The sequence below is a fragment of the Burkholderia sp. AU30198 genome (genome assembly GCF_020419825.1).
GTDB lineage: Bacteria > Pseudomonadota > Gammaproteobacteria > Burkholderiales > Burkholderiaceae > Burkholderia.
The window spans coordinates 170488-190789 of sequence record NZ_JAIZSA010000009.1; the positions used below are offsets into that span (position 1 = coordinate 170488).

The 20302-nt window shown below is 65.9% G+C and carries 20 protein-coding genes and 2 tRNA genes; 11 read left to right on the forward strand and 11 right to left on the reverse strand.

The annotated features are described in order from the left end of the window. Window positions 1-155: 155 nt before the first annotated feature. Both LGN19_RS20750 and LGN19_RS20755 read right to left on the reverse strand, forming a co-directional pair. On the reverse strand, window positions 156-1523 hold the full coding sequence (locus tag LGN19_RS20750; RefSeq protein ID WP_122945989.1) for an MFS transporter: 1368 nt from the start codon (window positions 1521-1523) through the stop codon (window positions 156-158). 159 nt (window positions 1524-1682) lie between these two features. After that, on the reverse strand, window positions 1683-2063 hold the full coding sequence (locus tag LGN19_RS20755) for a DUF5594 family protein (RefSeq protein WP_226216875.1): 381 nt from the start codon (window positions 2061-2063) through the stop codon (window positions 1683-1685). Window positions 2064-2180: 117 nt separating this feature from the next. Between LGN19_RS20755 and LGN19_RS20760 the strand changes: the two genes are divergently transcribed. After that, on the forward strand, window positions 2181-2582 hold the full coding sequence (locus LGN19_RS20760) for a hypothetical protein (protein WP_114177744.1): 402 nt from the start codon (window positions 2181-2183) through the stop codon (window positions 2580-2582). A gap of 194 nt (window positions 2583-2776) precedes the next feature. Here the strand turns inward: LGN19_RS20760 and LGN19_RS20765 are convergent, their stop codons facing one another. Then, window positions 2777-3112 (reverse strand): hypothetical protein, encoded by a 336-nt coding sequence (locus LGN19_RS20765; RefSeq protein ID WP_122945987.1) that lies wholly within the window; start codon window positions 3110-3112, stop codon window positions 2777-2779. 142 nt (window positions 3113-3254) lie between these two features. Between LGN19_RS20765 and eco the strand changes: the two genes are divergently transcribed. Then, window positions 3255-3755 carry a serine protease inhibitor ecotin gene (gene eco, locus LGN19_RS20770; RefSeq protein WP_226216877.1) on the forward strand — a complete coding sequence of 167 codons (501 nt, stop codon included), beginning with the start codon at window positions 3255-3257 and terminating at the stop codon, window positions 3753-3755. Between the two features lie 36 nt (window positions 3756-3791). On the opposite strand, the gene LGN19_RS20775 is transcribed toward eco, so the two are convergent. Then, window positions 3792-4415: a TetR/AcrR family transcriptional regulator gene (locus tag LGN19_RS20775; protein WP_226216879.1), complete on the reverse strand. Its 624-nt coding sequence runs from the start codon at window positions 4413-4415 to the stop codon at window positions 3792-3794. Between the two features lie 115 nt (window positions 4416-4530). Here LGN19_RS20775 and LGN19_RS20780 point away from each other — a divergent pair, with 115 nt between their 5' ends. Continuing rightward, window positions 4531-5271 (forward strand): SDR family NAD(P)-dependent oxidoreductase, encoded by a 741-nt coding sequence (locus LGN19_RS20780; RefSeq protein WP_226216881.1) that lies wholly within the window; start codon window positions 4531-4533, stop codon window positions 5269-5271. A 48-nt stretch (window positions 5272-5319) separates the two neighbouring features. Here LGN19_RS20780 and LGN19_RS20785 read toward each other — a convergent pair whose 3' ends face one another. Beyond that, window positions 5320-5649 carry a hypothetical protein gene (locus LGN19_RS20785; protein WP_226216882.1) on the reverse strand — a complete coding sequence of 110 codons (330 nt, stop codon included), beginning with the start codon at window positions 5647-5649 and terminating at the stop codon, window positions 5320-5322. A 208-nt stretch (window positions 5650-5857) separates the two neighbouring features. Next, a tRNA-Met gene (locus LGN19_RS20790) sits at window positions 5858-5934 on the reverse strand. A gap of 26 nt (window positions 5935-5960) precedes the next feature. Here LGN19_RS20790 and LGN19_RS20795 point away from each other — a divergent pair. Both LGN19_RS20795 and LGN19_RS20800 read left to right on the forward strand, forming a co-directional pair. Continuing rightward, on the forward strand, window positions 5961-6584 hold the full coding sequence (locus LGN19_RS20795; RefSeq protein WP_226216884.1) for a hypothetical protein: 624 nt from the start codon (window positions 5961-5963) through the stop codon (window positions 6582-6584). Window positions 6585-6981: 397 nt separating this feature from the next. Further along, window positions 6982-8025, forward strand: a complete 1044-nt coding sequence (locus LGN19_RS20800; protein ID WP_226216886.1) for an acyltransferase family protein — start codon at window positions 6982-6984, stop codon at window positions 8023-8025. Here the strand turns inward: LGN19_RS20800 and LGN19_RS20805 are convergent. The 3 genes from LGN19_RS20805 to LGN19_RS20815 form a co-directional block, all read right to left on the reverse strand. Then, on the reverse strand, window positions 7948-8679 hold the full coding sequence (locus LGN19_RS20805; RefSeq protein WP_226216888.1) for a hypothetical protein: 732 nt from the start codon (window positions 8677-8679) through the stop codon (window positions 7948-7950). The genes LGN19_RS20800 and LGN19_RS20805 overlap by 78 nt on opposite strands. A gap of 210 nt (window positions 8680-8889) precedes the next feature. Next, window positions 8890-8964 (reverse strand) — tRNA-Arg (locus LGN19_RS20810). A 158-nt stretch (window positions 8965-9122) separates the two neighbouring features. After that, window positions 9123-9305, reverse strand: a complete 183-nt coding sequence (locus LGN19_RS20815; protein WP_006398668.1) for a rubredoxin — start codon at window positions 9303-9305, stop codon at window positions 9123-9125. Window positions 9306-9505: 200 nt separating this feature from the next. Between LGN19_RS20815 and LGN19_RS20820 the strand changes: the two genes are divergently transcribed. The 5 genes from LGN19_RS20820 (at window position 9506) to LGN19_RS20840 (ending at window position 17496) form a co-directional block, all read left to right on the forward strand. Further along, window positions 9506-9910, forward strand: coding sequence for a DUF4399 domain-containing protein (locus LGN19_RS20820; RefSeq protein ID WP_122946741.1), 405 nt, complete (start codon window positions 9506-9508; stop codon window positions 9908-9910). Window positions 9911-10185: 275 nt separating this feature from the next. Further along, window positions 10186-12171, forward strand: a complete 1986-nt coding sequence (locus tag LGN19_RS20825) for an ATP-binding cassette domain-containing protein (RefSeq protein WP_175222869.1) — start codon at window positions 10186-10188, stop codon at window positions 12169-12171. 242 nt (window positions 12172-12413) lie between these two features. Next, complete coding sequence (locus LGN19_RS20830) at window positions 12414-14396, forward strand: DNA topoisomerase IV subunit B (RefSeq protein WP_011352819.1); 1983 nt, start codon at window positions 12414-12416, stop codon at window positions 14394-14396. 69 nt (window positions 14397-14465) lie between these two features. Beyond that, a complete protein-coding gene (gene parC / locus LGN19_RS20835) occupies window positions 14466-16787 on the forward strand; it encodes a DNA topoisomerase IV subunit A (RefSeq protein WP_226216890.1) in 2322 nt (773 codons plus the stop codon). Between the two features lie 250 nt (window positions 16788-17037). Beyond that, window positions 17038-17496 (forward strand): CopD family protein, encoded by a 459-nt coding sequence (locus LGN19_RS20840; protein WP_085041971.1) that lies wholly within the window; start codon window positions 17038-17040, stop codon window positions 17494-17496. A 52-nt stretch (window positions 17497-17548) separates the two neighbouring features. Here the strand turns inward: LGN19_RS20840 and LGN19_RS20845 are convergent, their stop codons facing one another. Next, on the reverse strand, window positions 17549-18433 hold the full coding sequence (locus LGN19_RS20845) for a LysR family transcriptional regulator (RefSeq protein WP_122945979.1): 885 nt from the start codon (window positions 18431-18433) through the stop codon (window positions 17549-17551). A gap of 113 nt (window positions 18434-18546) precedes the next feature. Between LGN19_RS20845 and LGN19_RS20850 the strand changes: the two genes are divergently transcribed. Then, entirely contained in the window at window positions 18547-18993 is a 447-nt protein-coding gene (locus LGN19_RS20850) for a multidrug/biocide efflux PACE transporter (RefSeq protein ID WP_043189079.1), read from the forward strand. Between the two features lie 57 nt (window positions 18994-19050). On the opposite strand, the gene LGN19_RS20855 is transcribed toward LGN19_RS20850, so the two are convergent. Beyond that, window positions 19051-20259, reverse strand: coding sequence for a chromate transporter (locus tag LGN19_RS20855; RefSeq protein ID WP_226216892.1), 1209 nt, complete (start codon window positions 20257-20259; stop codon window positions 19051-19053). Window positions 20260-20302 lie beyond the last annotated feature (43 nt).

A 20302-nucleotide genomic window follows, 5' to 3' on the forward strand; every position in this document is an offset into this window, starting at 1 on the left:
ATCCGCTGATCCGCTGATCCGCTGATCCGCTGATCCGCTGATCAGAGGGCAGAGGGCAGAGGGCAGAGGGCAGAGGGCAGAGGGCAGAGGGCAGAGGGCAGAGGGCAGAGGGCAGAGGGCAGAGGGCAGAGGGCAGAGGGCGCCGTGCGACGGTGTCAGGTCGCCGCGTCCGGCCGCGGCGACGCGATGCGCAGCATGCTGACGACCGCGGCCACTGCCGCGAATGCCGCGGCGACATAGAGCGCAATCGTCGGCCCGCGATCGGGCACGAGCCCGAAAATCAAGGCGACGAGCGCGGCGCCAAGCGTCTGCCCGGTCAGCCGCGCGGTGCTCAGCATGCCACCCGCGCCGCCGCTGCGTTCGCGCGGCGCCGACGACAGCATCGCGCGGTTGTTCGGCGACTGGAACAGCCCGAAACCTGCGCCGCACAGCGCCATCCGCCACACGATGTCGACGGTGCCCGGGTGCGCGCCGATCGTCGCGAGCGACAGCAGCCCGGCCGCGAACAGCGCGAGCCCGATCCCGCCGAGGATGCCGGCCGAATAGCGATCCGACAGCACGCCCGCGAGCGGCGCGGCGAACACGATCACGAGCGGCCACGGCGTCATGTAGAGGCCTGTCTCGACCTGCGAGAAGCCGAGCGAGTTCTGCAGCCAGAACGGCAACGCGACGAACGCGAGCATCTGCGACGTGAACGACGCCATCGATGTATAGATCGACAGCGCGAACATCGGGATGCGCATCAGGTCGACGGGCAGCAGCGGCGCCGGCTGCGACAGCTGGCGCTTCACGAAGAAGTAGCCGACGACGACCGCGACGGCCAGCTCGGCCGCGACGTACGCATGGCCTTCGCCGTGGCCGAGGCCGTCGACGGCCGTGATCAGCAGCCCGAACACGCACGCGTTCATCAGCGCGCTCGGGAAATCGTACGGCGCATCGTGCAGCGGGTTGGACGGTAGCGCACGCAGGCTGCCGAATACCGCGGCGATGCCGATCGGCACGTTGACCGCGAACAGCCACGGCCACGACGCGAACGACAGGATCGCGGACGCGACCGTCGGCCCGATCGCCGACGACAGCGCCACCACCATCGCGTTGATCGACAGCCCGCGCCCGAGCATCGACGACGGGTAGATCATCCGCACGAGCGCCGCGTTGACGCTCATGATGCCGGCCGCGCCGAAACCCTGGATCACGCGCATCACGGCCAGCATCGGCAGCGACCCGGCGAGCGCGCAGCCGAGCGACGCCGCGGTGAACAGCGCGAGCCCCGCGATGTAGATGCGGCGATAGCCGATGCGCTCGCCGAGCGACGCAAGCGGCAGCAGCGTGATCGTAACCGCGAGCTGATACGCGTTGACGATCCAGATCGATGCGGCGTCGGATGCGTGCAGGTCGCGCGCGATGGTCGGTAGCGCGACGTTCGCGATGGCGCCGTCGAGCACGGCGAGGGTGATGCCCAGTGCGACGCAGACGATTGCCCAGTAGCGTTGCGGAAGCGGCAGGCCGGTATCGGCGTTCATGGCGGGAGCAAATGCGTGGTTGTCCGCGCGCCCGGTTGCCGGTTGCGGGCGCAACCATGCGCAAGGGTGGAGGCGGCGATGAGCGGCCCGGCCGGCGCAACTGCACCGGAGCGGGGCCGGTCGAGTGTATCACCGGGCCGCATTGCGCGACGCCGGCACTCAGCCTTCGAAGTCGAGGCCGCCGAGCCGTACGAGCGGGGCGGCCTGCGTGCGCGACAGGAGATCGATGTCGCGCGCGCCCTGCCATGCGCCCAGCTTTTTCGGCAGCGCGGCCAGGTAGTGCTCGAAGCGCTGCGGGCCGTCCGGCTCCATCAGCCGCTCGATTTCGTCGGTGTCCCAGGTCAGCTCGAGGTTCAGCGGATGCTCGAAGCCGCTGACATGCTCATGCGGCGCGCTGCGGATCTGCACGCACGTCGGGTGCCCCTGGCCGCCATACGGGACGACGTCGGTCAGCACGTGTTCGGCGAAGAAGGCGGCGATCGCCTGCGCGATGCGCGGGGCGAATTCGGTATCGAAACGGCGGGCGGTTTCGGGCTGCATGAAGGCGTCTCCTGTATGCCGAAAATCGTAGCACGGCGGCGGCGCGTTTCGGTGTGCGTGATACCGGTAATCGCGCGTTACCACTTGCTGCATCTATTACGGCCGCGTGCCGCCACAATGCATCGCATCCAGTACCACTTCGCGTGGGAGTCCATCATGAAAAAAATTGCCGCAGTGTGTGTCCTCGCCGGTTCGCTTGCCGTGGCAGGTCCGGCGTCCGCGCATGGCCGCGATGGCGGCGCCGTCATCGGCGCATTGATCGGCGGCGCGGTGCTGGGCGCGATCGTGACGTCCGCGATGAATCCGCCCGTCGTGTATCAGGCACCCGCGTACCAGGCACCGGCTTATCAGCCGCCGACGTACTATCAGGCGCCCGCGTACCAGCAACCTGCCTACCCGACCTATCAGCAGGCGCAGTACCAGGACGACGGCCCGAACTATTGCTACGACCGCTACCAGCGCGCGTATGTGTGCGGCGCGCCCGTGTCGGGCGGCTACGCGCAACCGGCCGGCTGGTAAGCAAGCCGAAGCGCGACGCGTGAACGGGCGGCGCCGGATGGCCGGTGCCGCCGAAGTTCGCTTCACCGCACCGGACGACAAAAGGCCCTCGCTTGATGCGAGGGCCTTGGTCTATTGCGCGGGCGTCCGTTCGTCTGCGTGACGTATCGGCCGTCGGCGGGCCGTGCGCGGATACAAACAGTTGCAAATGTGCATCAGTGGCGATGGCCGCCGCCTCCGCCGCCATCGTTCCAGTCGCCGCGGCGCCCGTCGCCGTGCCCCCAGCCGTTGCCGCGGTTGCCGCGATCGCCATGATCGCCACGGTTGCCACGATCGCCGTCCCACCGATGGTAATCGCGCCGGCCGCGATCCCAGTCGCGTCCGCCGCCACCGCCGCCCCAGATATTGACCGTGCCGTACACGGGCGACGGCGCGTACCCGTAGCCGGGATCGGAATAGTAGGGCTGCCCGTAGCCGTATCCGGCGTCCGGGGCGACGACGCAGCCGGCCAGCAGGGTCGCTACGCCGGCGGCAGCAATGAGCTTCAGCATGATGTTCTCCGTTGGTTCCCCTATAAGTACCGCGCAAGCGAATTGCCAGCTGTTTGCAATTGTGTCGTCAAATTACAGCGTCGTAAGGTCGTGCGGCGAAAGTGTTAGCATCCGGGGCTCATTTGTTTTCAGGAGTACATCGATGAAATTCGCGATCCGGGCCGTGTTGGCCGCCTTCTGCGTGACGACTGCCGCCGCCTGCGCGGCCGGGCCTGCATCGGCGCCCGCCGTGCCGGCCGAGTCGATCAAGATGTTTCCGCAGGCAGCGGCCGGCCAGCAGCGCGTCGTGATCGCGCTGCCCGCGCTCGAGAACGAAGGCGATGCGCGCGTCGAACTGATGATCGGCAAGACGTTGCAGACCGACTGCAACCAGCAGTGGTTCGGCGGCGAGCTGACCGCCGAGGACGTGAAGGGCTGGGGCTATACGTACTATCAGCTCACCGACGTGAAGGGCCCGGCATCGACGCTGATGGCGTGCCCGGGCCAGGCGCCACAGCAACGGTTCGTGCAGGTGCGCGGCGACGGCCAACTGCTGCGCTACAACAGCCGTCTGCCGCTCGTCGTCTATGTGCCGGACGGCTTCGAGGTGCGCTATCGCGTGTGGCATGCGTCGAAGGACGTGCAGCACGCGGCAAAGCAGTAACGTGCCGGCGCGGCTGCGCGCGGCGGCGTCCTGCCGTTACGCGCCGCCCGCGCCACCCTTGCCGACGAGTGCCGGCCACGCGGCCAGCGCGGCTTGCGCGACGGCCTCCAGATCGCGACGGCTCGCACCGTCGCGTGCCTGGATCGACATCCCTTGCTGGACCGTCACGTAGTACCGCGCGATCGCGTCGAGGTTCGCTTGCGCCGCGATCTCGCCGGTCGCGACACCTTGCGTGAGGCGTTCGCGCAGATTCTCGACCGTGCGCTCGCGCATCGCGATCAGCGTTTGCCTGACCGTATCGGAACGCTCGGCCGGGTGCAGCGCCGACAGCACGATCAGGCAGCCTGCCGGCTTCGACCGCCGCGTGAACACGCGTGCGGTATCCATCAGGTAGTTCCGCACGGCGTCGTGCGCGCTAACGGCCTGTTCGACGCCCGCCCAGATTTCCCGCCCTTCCGTTGCGCCGTAGTGCTCGAGCGCTTGCCGGAACAGCGCTTCCTTGCTGCCGAACGCCGCATACAGGCTCGGCGACGCGATGCCCATCGCGGCCGTCAGGTCGGTCATCGATGCGCCTTCGTAGCCGAGGCGCCAGAACACTTCCATCGCGCGATCCAGCGCCGCTTCCTTGTCGAAGCTTCTCGGTCGGCCTCGCTCAGCCATTGCATCCGTTCCTTCATCGATATCTGTATCGATCGATAAATTAAATCAATTGACTGTGCCGCGCAACTTGCCACATTCTGTGTCGGTCGTTACATAAATGAGGAAAGGAACCGACATGAACCGACTTCAGGGCAAACGTGCACTCATCACGGGCGGCAGCCGCGGCATCGGTGCGGCGATCGCGAAACGGCTGGCGGCCGATGGCGCGGACGTCGCGATTACCTACGAGAAATCGGCCGAGCGGGCGCAGGCGGTCGTCGCCGGCATCGAGGCGCTGGGCCGTCGCGCCGTCGCGATCCAGGCCGACAGCGCCGATCCGGTGGCCGTGCGCGACGCGGTCGATCGTGCCGCGGAGGCGTTCGGCGGTCTCGACATCCTCGTCAACAACGCGGGGATTTTCCGGGCCGGCACGCTGGACGGCCTCACGCTCGACGATATCGACGCGACGCTGAACGTGAACGTGCGCGCGGTGATCGTCGCGTCGCAGGCGGCCGCGCGGCATCTCGGGGAGGGCGGGCGCATCGTGTCGACCGGCAGTAGCCTCGCCACGCGCGTGCCCGATGCGGGGATGAGCCTCTATGCGGCGAGCAAGGCCGCGCTGATCGGCTGGACGCAGGGGCTCGCGCGCGATCTGGGCCCGCGTGGCATCACGGTCAATATCGTGCATCCGGGGTCGACGGACACCGACATGAATCCGGCCGACGGCGAACATGCCGGTGCGCAGCGTTCGCGGATGGCGATTCAGCAGTACGGCAAGGCCGATGACGTGGCGGCACTCGTCGCGTTCGTCGTCGGGCCGGAAGGGCGGTCGATCAACGGGACCGGGTTGACGATCGATGGCGGTGCGAACGCGTGAAGGCGCGGACGCCTGGCGTGAAGTGACCGGGCGGCGCTGCGCTGGCTATCAGCAGCCGAGCCGGTGATGCTCGGTTTCGAGATCGGCGCGCTTGTCGTAAGCGCGCAGTTCGTTGCGCGGCTTGCCGTCCGGGCCCATTCCGCGCACGATCTTCTGGCCGCGGTCGGGGGCGTGCGTGACGGCGTCGATGCCGGCGGCCAGTTCACGGCAGCGTGAGTTGGGGGAGGGGTTTTCCGCGCGCGGTGCCGCTGCGTTCGTGATGTTGGCGATGCCGGGGCTGACATAGCGCGGCTTCGCCGGCGCGGTGATGGTATCGGCGGCGGTAGCCGTGCCGGTCATCGCTGAAAGCGCGGCGAGTGCCGCGATCGCTCGAATCATTGCGGGAGTCCGGATGCTGAAGAAGGTTCGGAATTCTACGCAATATGTGGCGCAGGGCCGTGGCGATTGGGCAGGATGCGATCGTGTGTCGCAGGGGACGCCCGGGGCTGATTGTTCGGCGATTCGTGTGCGGTGCAGTCAGTGCACACGCAGCAGTGCATGCGGAAAGCAAGAAGCCCGCTTGCTTTCGCAGAGCGGGCTTCGGTATTGGTTGCGGGGGTAGGATTTGAACCTACGACCTTCGGGTTATGAGCCCGACGAGCTGCCAGACTGCTCCACCCCGCGGCGCGTAGTGTACTGGGGCTGATGTTGTGAGTCAATCGATCTTTGCTCGCAAGTCGAACGGAATCGGTGGTCTACCGAGCGCGACGAGTCGATTTGGCGAGTGTGTTGAATGCTCGTGCTTCCCGATCAGCTTCAATGTCAGGCGCTTTTCGTCGCTGTCGTTGCCGTACTTGATCGTGGGAAAGTGGATGAAGGCTGGCGACTTGTCCGCCGTGGAGGCGATGCTGTTAACGCAGGCGAACACGCTGGACATGGTTTTCAATCAACTGGCGCGCAAATCGGCGCACTGCGAGTATCTGAACCAGATGGAGGCGAACCTACGGCTAGCGCTCAAAGCGCAATCTCAATGCCGCGCGACTCTCGAGGCGCTGGCCGAGATTGAGAACCCGCGCAACATCCACATTGTGCAGTGGGCCAACATCGCGGCGGGTCATCAGCAGGTCAACAATACCGATGCAGGTATGCAGTCGCATACGGATGCCATGCGCACGGGAAATTTTGAGAGTGCGCCCAACGAGCTATTCACGGACAACAGGGCGGCGCGACATGCCGCGACACTGGACACCGGAGCAACGGAAAGCGCAAGCCGAGGCAATCAGGCGCTGGCAACCGTGGACGAAGGCGATCGGACCTGGGACGCAAGCAGGTAAAGCCAAGGTGTCCCTGAACGCCTGCAAGGGCGGACACCGTGAGTATCTGCGGGAGCTATCGGGCAGGTCACCGCCGAGCTGTGGGCGGCGCGCGAGATGGTCCGGCAACTGCGCAAGACCGAAGGGTTCGAACCTTCGACCGTCTGGTCCCGAATCAGATGATGAAACGAACCGCAGAAGTGTGCCAGATAGAGCGATCCGCGATGCAATCCCTGACAAGTTGCACAGAAAACAAGCGCGCAGCCATGCGGGTTTGCGGTCAACTTGAGGGCAATCATTAGGGAAATATAGCGGGAGCAAACGAGCATGGCCGCGCTAGGCCTCGACCATCCCTGCCATCGCCTCGCCCCGGCGACGTCGTATAGAATCCGTCGACACGATTCTTCATATCAGTCGTATGGCCCAAAAAAACAACTTCGACTTCGTCCGAATCGTCGCTGCGCTCGCCGTGCTCGTGAGCCATGCGCGGCCGATCCATGACGCGACCTTTCCGCTGGGAGACCTGGGCGCCGCCGCCGTATTTGCTTTCTTTGCGGTCAGTGGTTATCTGGTGAGCGCGAGCTGGGAGCGCGACCCGCATCCGTTCCGTTTCCTGCTGCGTCGCGCGCTGCGCATCCTGCCCGGCTTCTTCTGCGCGATCCTGCTTGCCGCCTGCTTGGTTGGCCCGATGCTCACGACACTGCCCGAGTCGGTTTATCTCTCCGACCCACGGTTCGCACTGTACCTGCGCTCTCTACTGCTTTACCCGATGCGCTTCGTATTGCCGGGCGTGTTTGAGCACAATCCGCTCGCGAATAATGTGAACGGTTCGCTGTGGACACTGCCGCTAGAGGCGACGATGTACTTCGGCTTGTGCGCGCTCGGCAGGGCGCTCTACTTTGGGCGCAGGGCTACCGTGCCAGTTCTTGTCGCTCTGCTCGCGGCCGGATGCTGGTTGGAGATTCACCCGCCATCAGGAAACTTCTTCATGATGGACGCGCATGAGTTGGTGCGCGCCGGGATCAGCTTCGCGACCGGCGCGCTGCTCTGGCATCTGCGTACGCGCATCCCGCTCTTCTCGTGGGCATGGCTCCCTGTTGCCGCCGCGATCATCATGACTCGCGGCTCGGCGGTCGAGATATGGCTGCTGATGCTTGCGATCCCTTACGCCGTCATCTCGTTTGCCGTGACCGAGACGCCCTATCTCAGCCGGATCGGCGCGCTAGGCGACCCGTCCTTCGGCATTTATGTCTACGCCTTCCTGATCCAGCAAACCTTGATGGCGCTATTCCCGCACATCGGGTTCGGGACATTCGTGCTTGCGTCGATCATGCTGTCGGTCGCCTCCGGTTACATGTCTTGGCACATCATCGAGAAACCTGCGCTACGGCTTAAAAACTTCGCCGCGCAACCGAACACGGCGAGCGGTAACGAAACCAACCGCCGTGCAAGTGCTGGTTGAAAACGACGCGTACGCGACCAGATAGACCGTGGTCGTCGACGCTACGCTGATGCGCGACCGTGGCGTGGCAATTGTGCTGGCGAGGCCCGTTACATTGGCCTCTTCGACGGCGGCAAGGGAATCCGCCGGGCCCAGTGTGGCCGAGGTCGTGCTGATGCCGGAAACCTGTGCGCCCATCACCGTACTGCCAGCCGGCAGAAACCCCACGCTCCCCTCCATATCTGAGTCTCCGGCCGTCAGGGAGATCGAGGTGACGTTGGCATAAGTGCCTGTCGCGAGTGAGACCGGCGTCGAGGAGTTGGTCTGACAACCGCTCGGCGAGCCGCCATTCGTTACCTGCGCGCAGATGTATTCGCCGACGCTGCCCGCGTTTGCGTTGTTATTGGTCGTCGTGCCGACTATGCCGGATGTCTGCGGGGGCGTGATGGCGCCGGTCGCCGTCAGCGTCGTGACGGTATTGCCGAACGACGGATTGGTCGAGAGGCCATTCGAAATCAGGAAGCCGCCCGACGATCCGGGCGAGATGAACGTGAGCCTGGTCGAATTGCCGATCGCGACATCGTATTGCGTGACGCCCGTGAGGACCACCGCAGACGGACCGCCCCAGGCCGGCGCGCTCGATGCGCCGGTCGAGACGATCGCTTGGCTTGGCATTGCGTATTGCCATGTCGGTAAGAGCCATGTCCGCTCCTCTGCTGGGGTTCCGTTTGAGCGATGTTGGGGGGGCTGAGGAACCCCCGAAAGAACCTCCACCGATGCGTTGCTTTGGCTGGGGGGCTTTGCAGAAGTTTGCAACAAAGAAACCGCAAAGCTATGCTGGGCGGGGCTTTTGTTGTGAGACGTGGGAGGCGCTTGGAACTGAGCTGGTCCCCCCGACAGGAATCGAACCTGTATCTAGCGCTTAGGAGGCGCTTGTTCTATCCATTGAACTACGGGGAGGGCCATGTCCGGGTAACACGCATAAAAAACGCGAACCGGACGGCAGTGTGGACAGCGCGCAGAGTATAGCAAACGCGCGGCGCGTCGGCGGGGCGGAATGCATGCCGACGCGCGTGATCGCGTGATCAGCCGCGATCGGAAATCAGGCAGTCAGCGAATCAGAAATCGACGACAACAAAATCTTCCTTGCCCACATCGCACAGCGGGCAGCGCCAGTCGGCGGGGATGTCGGCGAAACGGGTGCCGGGCGCGATGCCTTCGTCGGGCAGCCCTTCCGCTTCGTTGTAGACCCACCCGCAAATCAGGCAGACCCAGCTCTGGTATTCGGTTACTTCGCTCATGTAGCGCTCGGGAAAAATGGAAATCCGGTGATGCCATCCGCAGCGTCGCCGGCGGACGAAAGGCGCAATGGTACCGGAATTTCGCCGAACGGCTCCGCAACGTCGTTTTAAACGTACGCATCGCGAACAATGCAACCGAAACACGGTTGCCGTTCGCGAGGTGTATGCTTCCGGGGCTGTCCAATCATAAGGAGAATGCGATGCTGAACAGAAAGTGGATCGCAGGTGCGGTATGCGTGGCGGCAATGGCCGTGTCGACGGTCGCGCGGGCCGAGGCGCGCGTGTATTTCGAAGCGCCGAGTGACGGCGCGACGGTGTCGAATCCGGTGCACGTGAAGTTCGGGCTGGAAGGGATGGAGCTTCGGCCCGCCGGCGACATGACGCCGAATACCGGCCATCATCATCTGCTGATCGACGGCCGGCCGATTCCGAAGGGCGACGTGATTCCCGCGAGCGAGCGCTCGCTGCACTTCGGCAAGGCGCAGACCGAAACCGAAATCAAGCTGCCGCCCGGCCAGCACACGCTGACGCTGCAGTTCGGCGACGGCGCGCACCGGTCGTACGGCCCCGAAATGAGCTCGACGATCACGGTCAACGTGAAGTAATCGCCCGTGTCGCGTACGGGCGCCCGAGGCGTCCGGCGCGAAATGGTCGATCGGCCGGCCGCAGGCATCCGGCCGACGCGGGCCTTTTGCCCAGAACTCGCGCCCGGCGTCCGCTACCGGAAGCCGGGCGCACCCGGTGTGCCATCGCATCGCGTCGAAGCGCTTCGATGGACGCCGCCTCCCTGCCGCTATAAGCACGGTTCAACCCGCCTCTCAACCCGTTTGCCGGCCTTATCCGTTCGGCCATACCGGTGACGCCGCTCGCGACCGGTACAATGGGCGCTTCCGATTTCTCTCTTCGCCGTCTCCCCATGTCGCTCTATTCCATTTCCGGCGCGCAGCTCGCGTTCGGTCACGTCGCGTTGCTCGATCACGCGGATTTCTCGCTGGAAGCCGGCGAGCGCGTCGGCCTGATCGGCCGCAACGGCGCGGGCAAATCGTCGCTGCTGAAGATCGTCGCCGGGCTCGCGAAGCCCGACGACGGGCTGGTCACGCGCCAGCAGGAACTCGTGACCGTCTACGTGCCGCAGGAGCCCGAATTCGAGCCAGGCGCGACGGTGTTCGACGCGGTTGCGTCGGGGCTCGCGCACACGCGCGAACTGCTCGAAGAATACGATTCGATCGCGCACCGCCTCGCGGATATACCCGAAGGCGCCGAGCACGATGCGCTGCTCGCGCGGATGAACGTGCTGCAGTCGTCGCTCGATGCGCACGACGCGTGGAGCTGGCGCACGCGCGTGTCGATGACGCTCGCGCAGATCGGCCTGGCGGACGTCGACGCGCCCGTCGACGCGCTGTCGGGCGGGATGCAGAAGCGTGTCGCGCTGGCGCGCGCGCTGGTGCTGCAGCCCGACGTGCTGCTGCTCGACGAACCGACCAACCACCTCGACTTCGACGGTATCCGCTGGCTGGAAGAACTGCTGGTCGCGCAGCGCGCGGGCCTGCTGTTCATCACCCACGATCGCGCGTTCCTCGACCGCGTCGCAACGCGCATCGTCGATCTCGACCGCGGCCGGCTGCTGTCGTACCCGGGCAATTTCTCCGCGTACCAGACGCGCAAGGCGCAGCAGCTCGAAATCGAGCGCGTGGAAAACGAGAAGTTCGACAAGCTGCTCGCGCAGGAAGAAGTGTGGATCCGCAAGGGCGTCGAAGCGCGCCGCACGCGTAGCGTCGGCCGCATCGCGCGGCTCGTGCAGATGCGCAACGAGCGCGCGGAGCGTCGCAACACGCTGGGCAACGTGAAGCTGGATGTCGCGCAGGGCGAGAAGTCCGGCAAGATCGTCGCGGAGCTGACCGACGTGACGAAGCGCTATGGCGGCCGCGCGGTCGTCGATCGCTTCTCGTCGACGGTGATGCGCGGCGACAAGATCGGCTTCATCGGCCCGAACGGCGCCGGCAAGACGACGCTGCTCAAGCTGATTCTCGGCGAACTGAAGCCCGACGAAGGCACGGTGCGCATCGGCACCAACCTGCAGGTCGCGTATTTCGACCAGATGCGTGCGCAGCTCGACCAGGAAAAGAGCCTCGCGGATACCATCAGCCCCGGCAGCGAATGGGTCGAGATCGGCGGCGTGCGCAAGCACGTGATGAGCTATCTTGGCGATTTCCTGTTCGCGCCGGAACGCGCGCGTTCGCCGGTGAAGTCGCTGTCGGGCGGCGAGCGCAACCGGCTGCTGCTCGCGCGCCTGTTCGCGCGTCCGGCCAACGTGCTGGTGCTCGACGAACCGACCAACGACCTCGACATCCAGACGCTCGAACTGCTCGAGGAGCTGCTGGCCGACTACGACGGCACGGTGCTGCTCGTCAGCCACGATCGCGCGTTCCTCGACAACGTCGTGACGTCGGTGATCGCGGCCGAGGGCGACGGCAAGTGGCGAGAATACGTGGGCGGCTTCAGCGACTGGCAGATCCAGAGCGCGCGCGCGGATCAGCTCGCGCAGCAGGAAGCCGCGAAGCGCGCGGTCAAGGACGCGGCGCCGGTCAAGGACGAGCCGGCGAAAAGCGCCGCGGGCCGCAACACGCAACGTACGGTGAAGCTGTCGTTCAACGAGCAGCGCGAGCTCGATTCGCTGCCGGAGAAGATCGCCGCGCTCGAAGAGGAGCAGAAGACGATCAATGCGCAGCTCGAAGACGGCTCGATTTTCGCGAAGGATCCGCAGGAAGGCACGCGCCTGACCGAGCGGTTCGCGGCGATCGACGACGAATTGCTCGAAGCGCTCGAACGGTGGGAAACGCTCGAGGCGAAGCGCAAGCCTGCATGAAACGCATGACGCGTCGCGCGGCCGGCGGCCGCTGCGCGCGATTGAGCGATTGGCGTGCCACGCGGAACCAGTAAAATACCGCGCGTCCCGGGCAGCGCAGCGCACGCCGCGCGCCCGCTTTCGGAGCAGTCCAAGCACACCGTTGTTTCGATTCGCTTTTTTACGGAACTCAACGTTTTGTCCACGACGTTATCCACACGAGGTGTGGACAACGTCCCGATGAATGACGAAATTCAGCGCCTATGTCAACGAAGAAACCCAGCGCGGCCTATAGCGAAGCATCGATCAAGGTGCTCAAGGGTCTCGAGCCAGTCAAGCAGCGGCCCGGCATGTACACCCGTACCGAGAATCCGCTGCACATCATCCAGGAAGTCATCGACAACGCGTCCGACGAGGCGCTCGGCGGCTACGGCAAGCAGATCACGGTCACGCTGCACGCCGACCAGTCGGTATCGGTCGAGGACGACGGTCGCGGCATCCCGTTCGGCATGCACCCGGAAGAGGGCGTGCCGGTCGTCGAGATCGTATTCACGCGCCTGCACGCGGGCGGCAAGTTCGACAAGGCCGCCGGCGGCGCCTACACGTTCTCCGGCGGCTTGCACGGCGTCGGCGTGTCGGTGACGAACGCGCTGGCCACGCGCCTCGACGTGACGGTCTGGCGCGACGGCAAGATCGCGGAGCTCGGCTTTGCCGAAGGCGACGTGGTGAAGCCGCTCGCGACGCAGGGCGCGGGCCGCGGCGAGAAGAAATCTGGCACGCGCGTGCAAGTGTGGCCGAACCCGAAGTATTTCGATTCGCCGAACCTGCCGCTCGGCGAGCTGCAGCGCCTGCTGCGCTCGAAGGCCGTGCTGCTGCCGGGCGTCGAGGTCGTGCTCGTCAACGAGAAGTCGGGCGAGCGCCAGACGTGGAAATATGAAGACGGCCTGCGCGGCTACCTGCTCGACGAAATGAACGGCAGCGAGCTGCTGATCCCGCTGTTCGAAGGCGAGCGTTTCGCCGATTCGCGTTCGGGCGACGATACCTTCGCCGAAGGCGAGGGCGCGTCGTGGGTCGTCGCATGGAGCGAGGAAGGCTCGCTCGTGCGCGAGTCGTACGTGAACCTGATCCCGACGCCGGCCGGCGGCACGCATGAATCCGGCCTGCGCGACGGTCTCTACCAGGCAGTGAAAAGCTTCGTCGAACTGCACAACCTGCAGCCGAAGGGCGTGAAGCTGCTCGCGGAAGACGTGTTCGCGCGCGTGTCGTTCGTGCTGTCCGCGAAGGTGCTCGATCCGCAGTTCCAGGGGCAGATCAAGGAGCGCCTGAACAGCCGCGACGCGGTGAAGCTCGTGTCGTCGTTCTCGCGTCCTGCGCTAGAGCTGTGGCTGAACCAGCACGTCGAGCACGGCAAGAAGCTCGCCGAACTCGTGATCAAGCAGGCGCAGGCGCGTACGCGCGCCGGCCAGAAGGTCGAGAAGCGCAAGAGCTCGGGCGTCGCGGTGCTGCCCGGCAAGCTGACCGACTGCGAGACGGAAGATATCGCGCGCAACGAACTGTTCCTCGTCGAGGGCGACTCGGCGGGCGGCTCCGCGAAGATGGGCCGCGACAAGGAATACCAGGCGATCCTGCCGCTGCGCGGCAAGGTGCTGAACACGTGGGAAACCGAGCGCGACCGCCTGTTCGCGAACAACGAGGTGCACGACATCTCGGTCGCGATCGGCGTCGATCCGCACAGCCCCGATGAAAGCGTCGACCTGTCGAACCTGCGCTACGGCAAGATCTGCATCCTGTCGGACGCGGACGTCGACGGCTCGCACATCCAGGTGCTGCTGCTCACGCTGTTCTTCAAGCATTTCCCGCAACTGATCGAGCGCGGCCATGTGTGCGTCGCACGCCCGCCGTTGTTCCGCGTCGACGCGCCCGCGCGCGGCAAGAAGGCCGCGCAGAAGCTCTATGCACTCGACGACGGCGAACTCGAGGCGATCCTCGACAAGCTGCGCAAGGACGGCGTGCGCGAGACGCAATGGAGCATCAGCCGCTTCAAGGGCCTCGGCGAAATGAGCGCCGAGCAGCTGTGGGATACGACGATGAACCCCGACACGCGCCGCTTGATGCCGGTGAAGCTCGGCGAGCTCGACTACGAGGCGACCGTCGCACGCATGACGATGCTGATGGGCAAGGGCGAGGCAGCCGCGCGGCGCGGCTGGCTCGAGGAAAAGGGCAACGACGTCGAAGCGGACATCTAAGCCGAACACCTGCGCGGCCGGGCATGACCCCCGGCCCGGCCTCACGCCACTTACGAATACGGAATTCAGATGGACGACAACACTTCCGATCTCTTCGCCGGCCCCGATGCACCGGACGCCGAAGCGCTGACGCTCGGCAACTACGCGGAGCAGGCGTATCTCAGCTACGCGGTCAGCGTCGTGAAGAGCCGCGCGCTGCCTGACGTGTGCGACGGCCAGAAGCCGGTGCAGCGCCGGATCCTGTTCGCGATGAACGAAATGGGCCTCGGCCCCGACGCGAAGCCGGTGAAATCGGCGCGCGTGGTCGGCGACGTGCTCGGTAAATACCACCCGCACGGCGACCAGTCGGCGTACGACGCACTGGTGCGTCTCGCGCAGGATTTCTCGCTGCGCTACCCGCTGATCGACGGGCAGGGCAACTTCGGCTCGCGCGACGGCGACGGCGCGGCGGCAATGCGTTACACGGAAGCCCGCCTCACGCCGATCGCGAAGCTGCTGCTCGACGAGATCGACCAGGGCACGGTCGACTTCATGCCGAACTACGACGGCTCGTTCGAGGAGCCGAAGACGCTGCCAAGCCGCATGCCGTTCGTGCTGCTGAACGGCGCGTCGGGCATCGCGGTCGGTCTTGCGACCGAAATTCCGTCGCACAACCTGCGTGAAGTCGCAGCGGCGGCGGTCTCGCTGATCCGCAATCCGAAGCTCACGCACGCGGAACTGATGAACCTGATCCCCGGCCCGGATTTCCCGGGCGGCGGCCAGATCATCTCGAGCGACGCGGAAATCGCGGCGGCCTATGAAACCGGCCGCGGCAGCCTGAAGGTGCGTGCGCGCTGGAAGATCGAGGATCTCGCACGCGGCCAGTGGCAGCTGGTCGTCACCGAGCTGCCGCCGAACGCGTCGGGCCAGAAGGTGCTCGAGGAAATCGAGGAACTGACGAACCCGAAGCTCAAGCTCGGCAAGAAGACGCTGACGCCCGAGCAGCTCAACACGAAGAAGGCGATGCTCGACCTGCTCGACGCGGTGCGCGACGAGTCGGGCAAGGAAGCGGCGGTGCGGCTCGTGTTCGAGCCGAAGTCGCGCACGATCGACCAGACGGAATTCGTGAACACGCTGCTCGCGTACACGAGCCTCGAATCGAACGCGACGCTGAACCTCGTGATGATCGGCGCCGACGGCCGGCCGGGCCAGAAGGGCCTGCTGACGATCCTCGACGAATGGGTGAAGTTCCGCCAGCTGACGATGACGCGCCGGTGCCGCCATCGTCTCGCGAAGGTCGACGACCGCATCCACATCCTCGAAGGGCGGATGATCGTCTTCCTGAACATCGACGAGGTGATCCGCATCATCCGCGAGTCGGATGAGCCGAAGGCCGCACTGATGAGCGCGTTCGGCCTCAGCGAACGGCAGGCGGAAGACATTCTCGAAATCCGGCTGCGCCAGCTCGCGCGGCTCGAGAAGATCAAGATCGAGAAGGAACTCGAAGCGCTGCGCGACGAAAAGGCGAAGCTCGAGGAACTGCTCGCGAACGAAAGCGCGATGAAGCGGCTGATGATCAAGGAGATCGAGGCCGACGCGAAGCAGTACGGCGACGATCGCCGCACGCTGATCCAGCAGGAAAAGCGCGCGACCTTCGAGGCGAAGGTGGTCGACGAGCCGGTGACGGTGGTCGTGTCGCAGAAGGGCTGGGTGCGTGCGCTGAAGGGCCACGGGCTCGACCCGGCCAGCTTCTCGTTCAAGGCCGGCGATCATCTGTACGCGGCGTTCCAGTGCCGCACGCCGGATCGTCTGATCGCGTGGGGCAGCAGCGGCCGCGTGTACTCGGTCGACGTGTCGGTGCTGCCGGGCGGGCGCGGCGACGGCGTGCCGGTCACGTCGCTGATCGAGCTCGAATCGGGCTCGCACCTGATGCACTATTACGCGGCGCCGGCCGACCAGCAACTGCTGCTCGCGTCGAGCAACGGCTTCGGCTTCCTCGCGAAGGTCGGCGACATGGTGAGCCGCGTGAAGGCCGGCAAGGCGTTCATGACGATCGACGCGGGCGCGGTGCCGCTCGCGCCGATGCCCGTGCTGCCGAACGCGAAGCAGGTTGCCTGCCTGTCGAGCGGCGGCCGCCTGCTGGTGTTCGGCATGGACGAGATGAAGACGCTGTCCGGCGGCGGTCGCGGCGTGATCCTGATGGCGCTCGACGACAAGGAAACGCTCGTGCAGGCGCTCGCGATCGATCCGGCCGGCGTCGTGCTGATCGGCACGGGCCGCGGCGGCAAGGCGATGGACGAGACGCTGTCGTACGCGGCGCTCGCACCACACATCGGCAAGCGCGCGCGCAAGGGCCGCGCGCCGGAGACGAAGCTCAAGGTCGTCAGCGAACTGCGTCCGCTGCTCGGCTGACGCGGGCACGATCGATCGTCCGGTTCGGCCGCGATCGAAGGCCGCACCTCCGCTTCGGCGGACGTGCGGCCTTTTCTTTTTGGAGCGGGGATTCGGGTAAGCAAGTGTGGCGCTGTCACGCGGAACTTGCAAAATAGTGTGAAATCGCGCCTGGGGTCTGAACCGCGCAGCGACAATCCGGTCGAACGTCGCTCGATGCCGCGTGCGACGCGGCCGTTCGCCGCACCCCACTCCTCACAGGATCGCCGTCATGTCCCATGCTGTCTCCGTCGCGCTGTTTCTTCATCTGCTGGCCGTCGCCGTGTGGGTGGGCGGGATGGTCTTCGCCAACTTCTGCCTGCGTCCGGCGCTGTCCGACCTGTCGCCGCAGCTTCGGTTGCCGCTGATCGAAGGCGTGTTCGGCCGCTTCTTCAACTGGGTTTCGGGTTCCGTGATCGTGATCCTGCTGTCCGGCGGCTTCCTGCTGGTGGAATTCGGCGGCGCGCACGCGACGTGGTCGCTGCACGCGATGGCCGGGCTCGGCGTCGTGATGATGCTGATCTTCGGGCATATCCGCTTCGCGCTGTTCCCGCGCATTCGCCGTGCTGTGCAGGCGCAGAAGTGGCCGGATGGCGCGCGCGCGGTGAATACGGTGCGCCTGCTCGTCCTCGTGAACCTCGTGCTCGGCGTCGTCACGATCGGCGCGGCGGTGCTGTCGCGCGGTTTCTGATCGACCGGAGCCGGCCGCCGGCGCGTAGCCGCCGGTGCGTCGGCAAACGCCGCTAAGCGGCCAGCATCGCGTCGAGCAGCCATGAGCCGACCGGGCCGAGCGGCCGGTTGCGCGACCAGACCGCATCGACCCGCACGCGGCGCGGCCAGCCGCGCGCACGCAGTTCGCACAGCCGATCGCGCGCAAAGTGGTCGACCATCCAGCGCGGCAGTTCGGCCCAGCCGAATCCCAGTACGGCCATCTCCAGCAGCATCAGGTAGCTCGGTGCCAGCCAGTGCTGCGTGCCGACGACGATCCGGTCGTCGGCGCCGCGGCCTTCCGTTTTCACATAGGTATTGAGGCGCAGTTCGCGCACGTCGCGCAGCGCGGTGTGCGGCACGTCGGCGTCGCCGTATTCAGCGAGCGGGTGCGTGCGGCCGACGAACAGCCCGATCTCCGATTCCTCCGCGATCGTCGCCGCGCCGATATCGGCCGGGTAGGCCGCGCGCGCGGCCATCAGCCCGAGTTGCGCGCGCCCTTGCTGGATAAGGTCGAGCACGTCCTCGTGCTCGGCGATCTGGCACTCGAGCTCGAGCGCCGGAAAGCGCCGTTCGAGCGCCATCAACGTTTCCTCGTAACGCTTCGACTGGTACGTATCGGACACGACGAGCGTCAGCCGCGCTTCCTCGCCACGCGCGAGCCGCGCGGCCGTGCGATCGATCGCCGCGCCTGCCTCGAGCGCACGCTGCACCTGCGGCAGCAGGGCGCGCCCGGCATCGGTCAGCGTCGGCGCGCGCGTCGAGCGGTCGAACAACTGCACGCCGAGATCGATCTCGAGGTTCGCGATCGCCTCCGACACGGTCGACTGGCGCTTGCCGAGCTTGCGCGCGGCGGCCGTAAACGAGCCGAGCAGCGCGGCTTCGGCGAAGGCGAGCAGGGCTTCGGGGGCGTGGCGCATGCAGCACTCCTGGCGGCGTTGTATCGGAAAAACCGATGATATCAAACTGGATTCATACGGTTGTGCCGATCAAAATGGCGGCCATGAACGAAGTAGACGAATCGGAGGGAATCATGAAACAGATCAACAAAACGGTGACGGAACGGCTGCTGCATGCACTGACGTTCGAGCTGATCGCGATCGCGCTGTGCGCGCCGATCGGCGCGTGGCTGCTCGACATGCCGGTGTCGCATGTCGGCGTGCTGACGGTGATGGTGTCGCTGATCGCGATGGCGTGGAACATGGCGTTCAACACGCTGTTCGACCGCTTCGAGCGGCGGGCGGGATTGAAGCGCACGCTCGGCATGCGGATCGCGCATGCAGTCATGTTCGAGCTCGGCCTCGTCGCAATGGTGGTGCCGGTTGCCGCGTGGTGGCTGAACGTGAGCCTCGTCGAGGCGCTGCTGCTCGACCTCGGCATCGTGCTGTTCTTCCTGCCTTACACGTTCTGCTTCAATCTCGCATACGACGCGCTGCGCGCTCGCTGGATGGCACGCCGGGTTGCGGTGCAGGCAGGTTGAGGACGGACGAGATGAGCGAATGCCGGCAGCGGCTGGCGGGGCGGCGGCCGTCGCCGGTCAGCGCGCGGCGGCCCACAGCCACACGCCGCACGCAGCCGCGACGGTGCCGTACACGGCATAGACGGGCACCTTGAAGCGCGCGAAGCACAGCGTCGCGAAGGCGCCCGTCAGCCAGTAAACGGGGTCGGCCGGCTCGCGATGCAGGATCCTCACGACGGCGACGACGAGAAAACCCGTGGTCGCCGCGCGCAGCAGGCGCATCCCGTGTTCGAAGCGTGAGTGGCGCTTGAGCCGGAACAGGTGGTTCTGCGCAAACACGACGAGACAACCCGACGGAATGAACAGCGCGGCCGTCGCGAGCAGTGCGCCGACCCAGCCGTCGGTCAGGTAGCCGAGAAACGGCACGACGTTCAGCAGCGGCCCGGGAGCGACGGGCGACAGCGCGAACGCAAGCGTGAAATCGTGATCGGAGATGCCCGTTGCCGGCGTGACGAACAGCGTCTTGAGCACGGGCAGCGCGGAAAAGCCGCCGCCGAACAGTGTCATGCCGGCGCCGGCGAGGCGTGGCCACAGCAGCGTCGCCTGATAGTCGCCGGGCAGTGGCACCGCGAACAGCGTGACGAGCACGCCGAGCAGCACGAGCAGGTTGCGGTCGCGCGCCGACAGCGTGACATCGACCGCATCGCGTTGCGGCGGCCCTGTCAGCCAGCCCGCCGCGAATGCAGCGAAAAGAATCCCGACGAAGGCGGCCGGATTATGCGCGAAACCGAGCAGAATCGTCGACAGCGCGGCGATCAGCTGTTCGCGCCGTGTGCGCGCGAGCGAGCGAAACTGCTTGAACCACGTGACGCCGATCAGCGCGGCGAGCACCATCCCGAAGTGATTGATCAGCATCGGCGCGGCCAGCGAGCGCACGAGCGGCGTGCGATAGAAGATCGCGAACAGCGTCATCAGGATGGAGAACGGCAGCACGCTCGCGATGCCGGCGACCCATGCGCCGATGCGGCCGTGCAGGATCTGGCCGACCTGTACCGCGACGTTGCAGCCGACGGGGCCCGGCACGAGCCAGGCCAGCGCGACGAGATCGCCGAATACGTGAGGCTCGATGCGCCGCAGCCGTTCCACGTAGTGGCGTTCGAGCTGCGCCATCATCGACAGCCCGCCCCACGAGACCGCCGAAATGCTGGCGACGACCTTGAACAGGTCCCACAGGGAAGCCTGTGCCTGATCGACATCAGCGGTCGCTTCAATTTCGGCGGTTGTCATGTTGGTAATGTGGGCACGGTGCCCGATCTCTCGCGTGTAACCA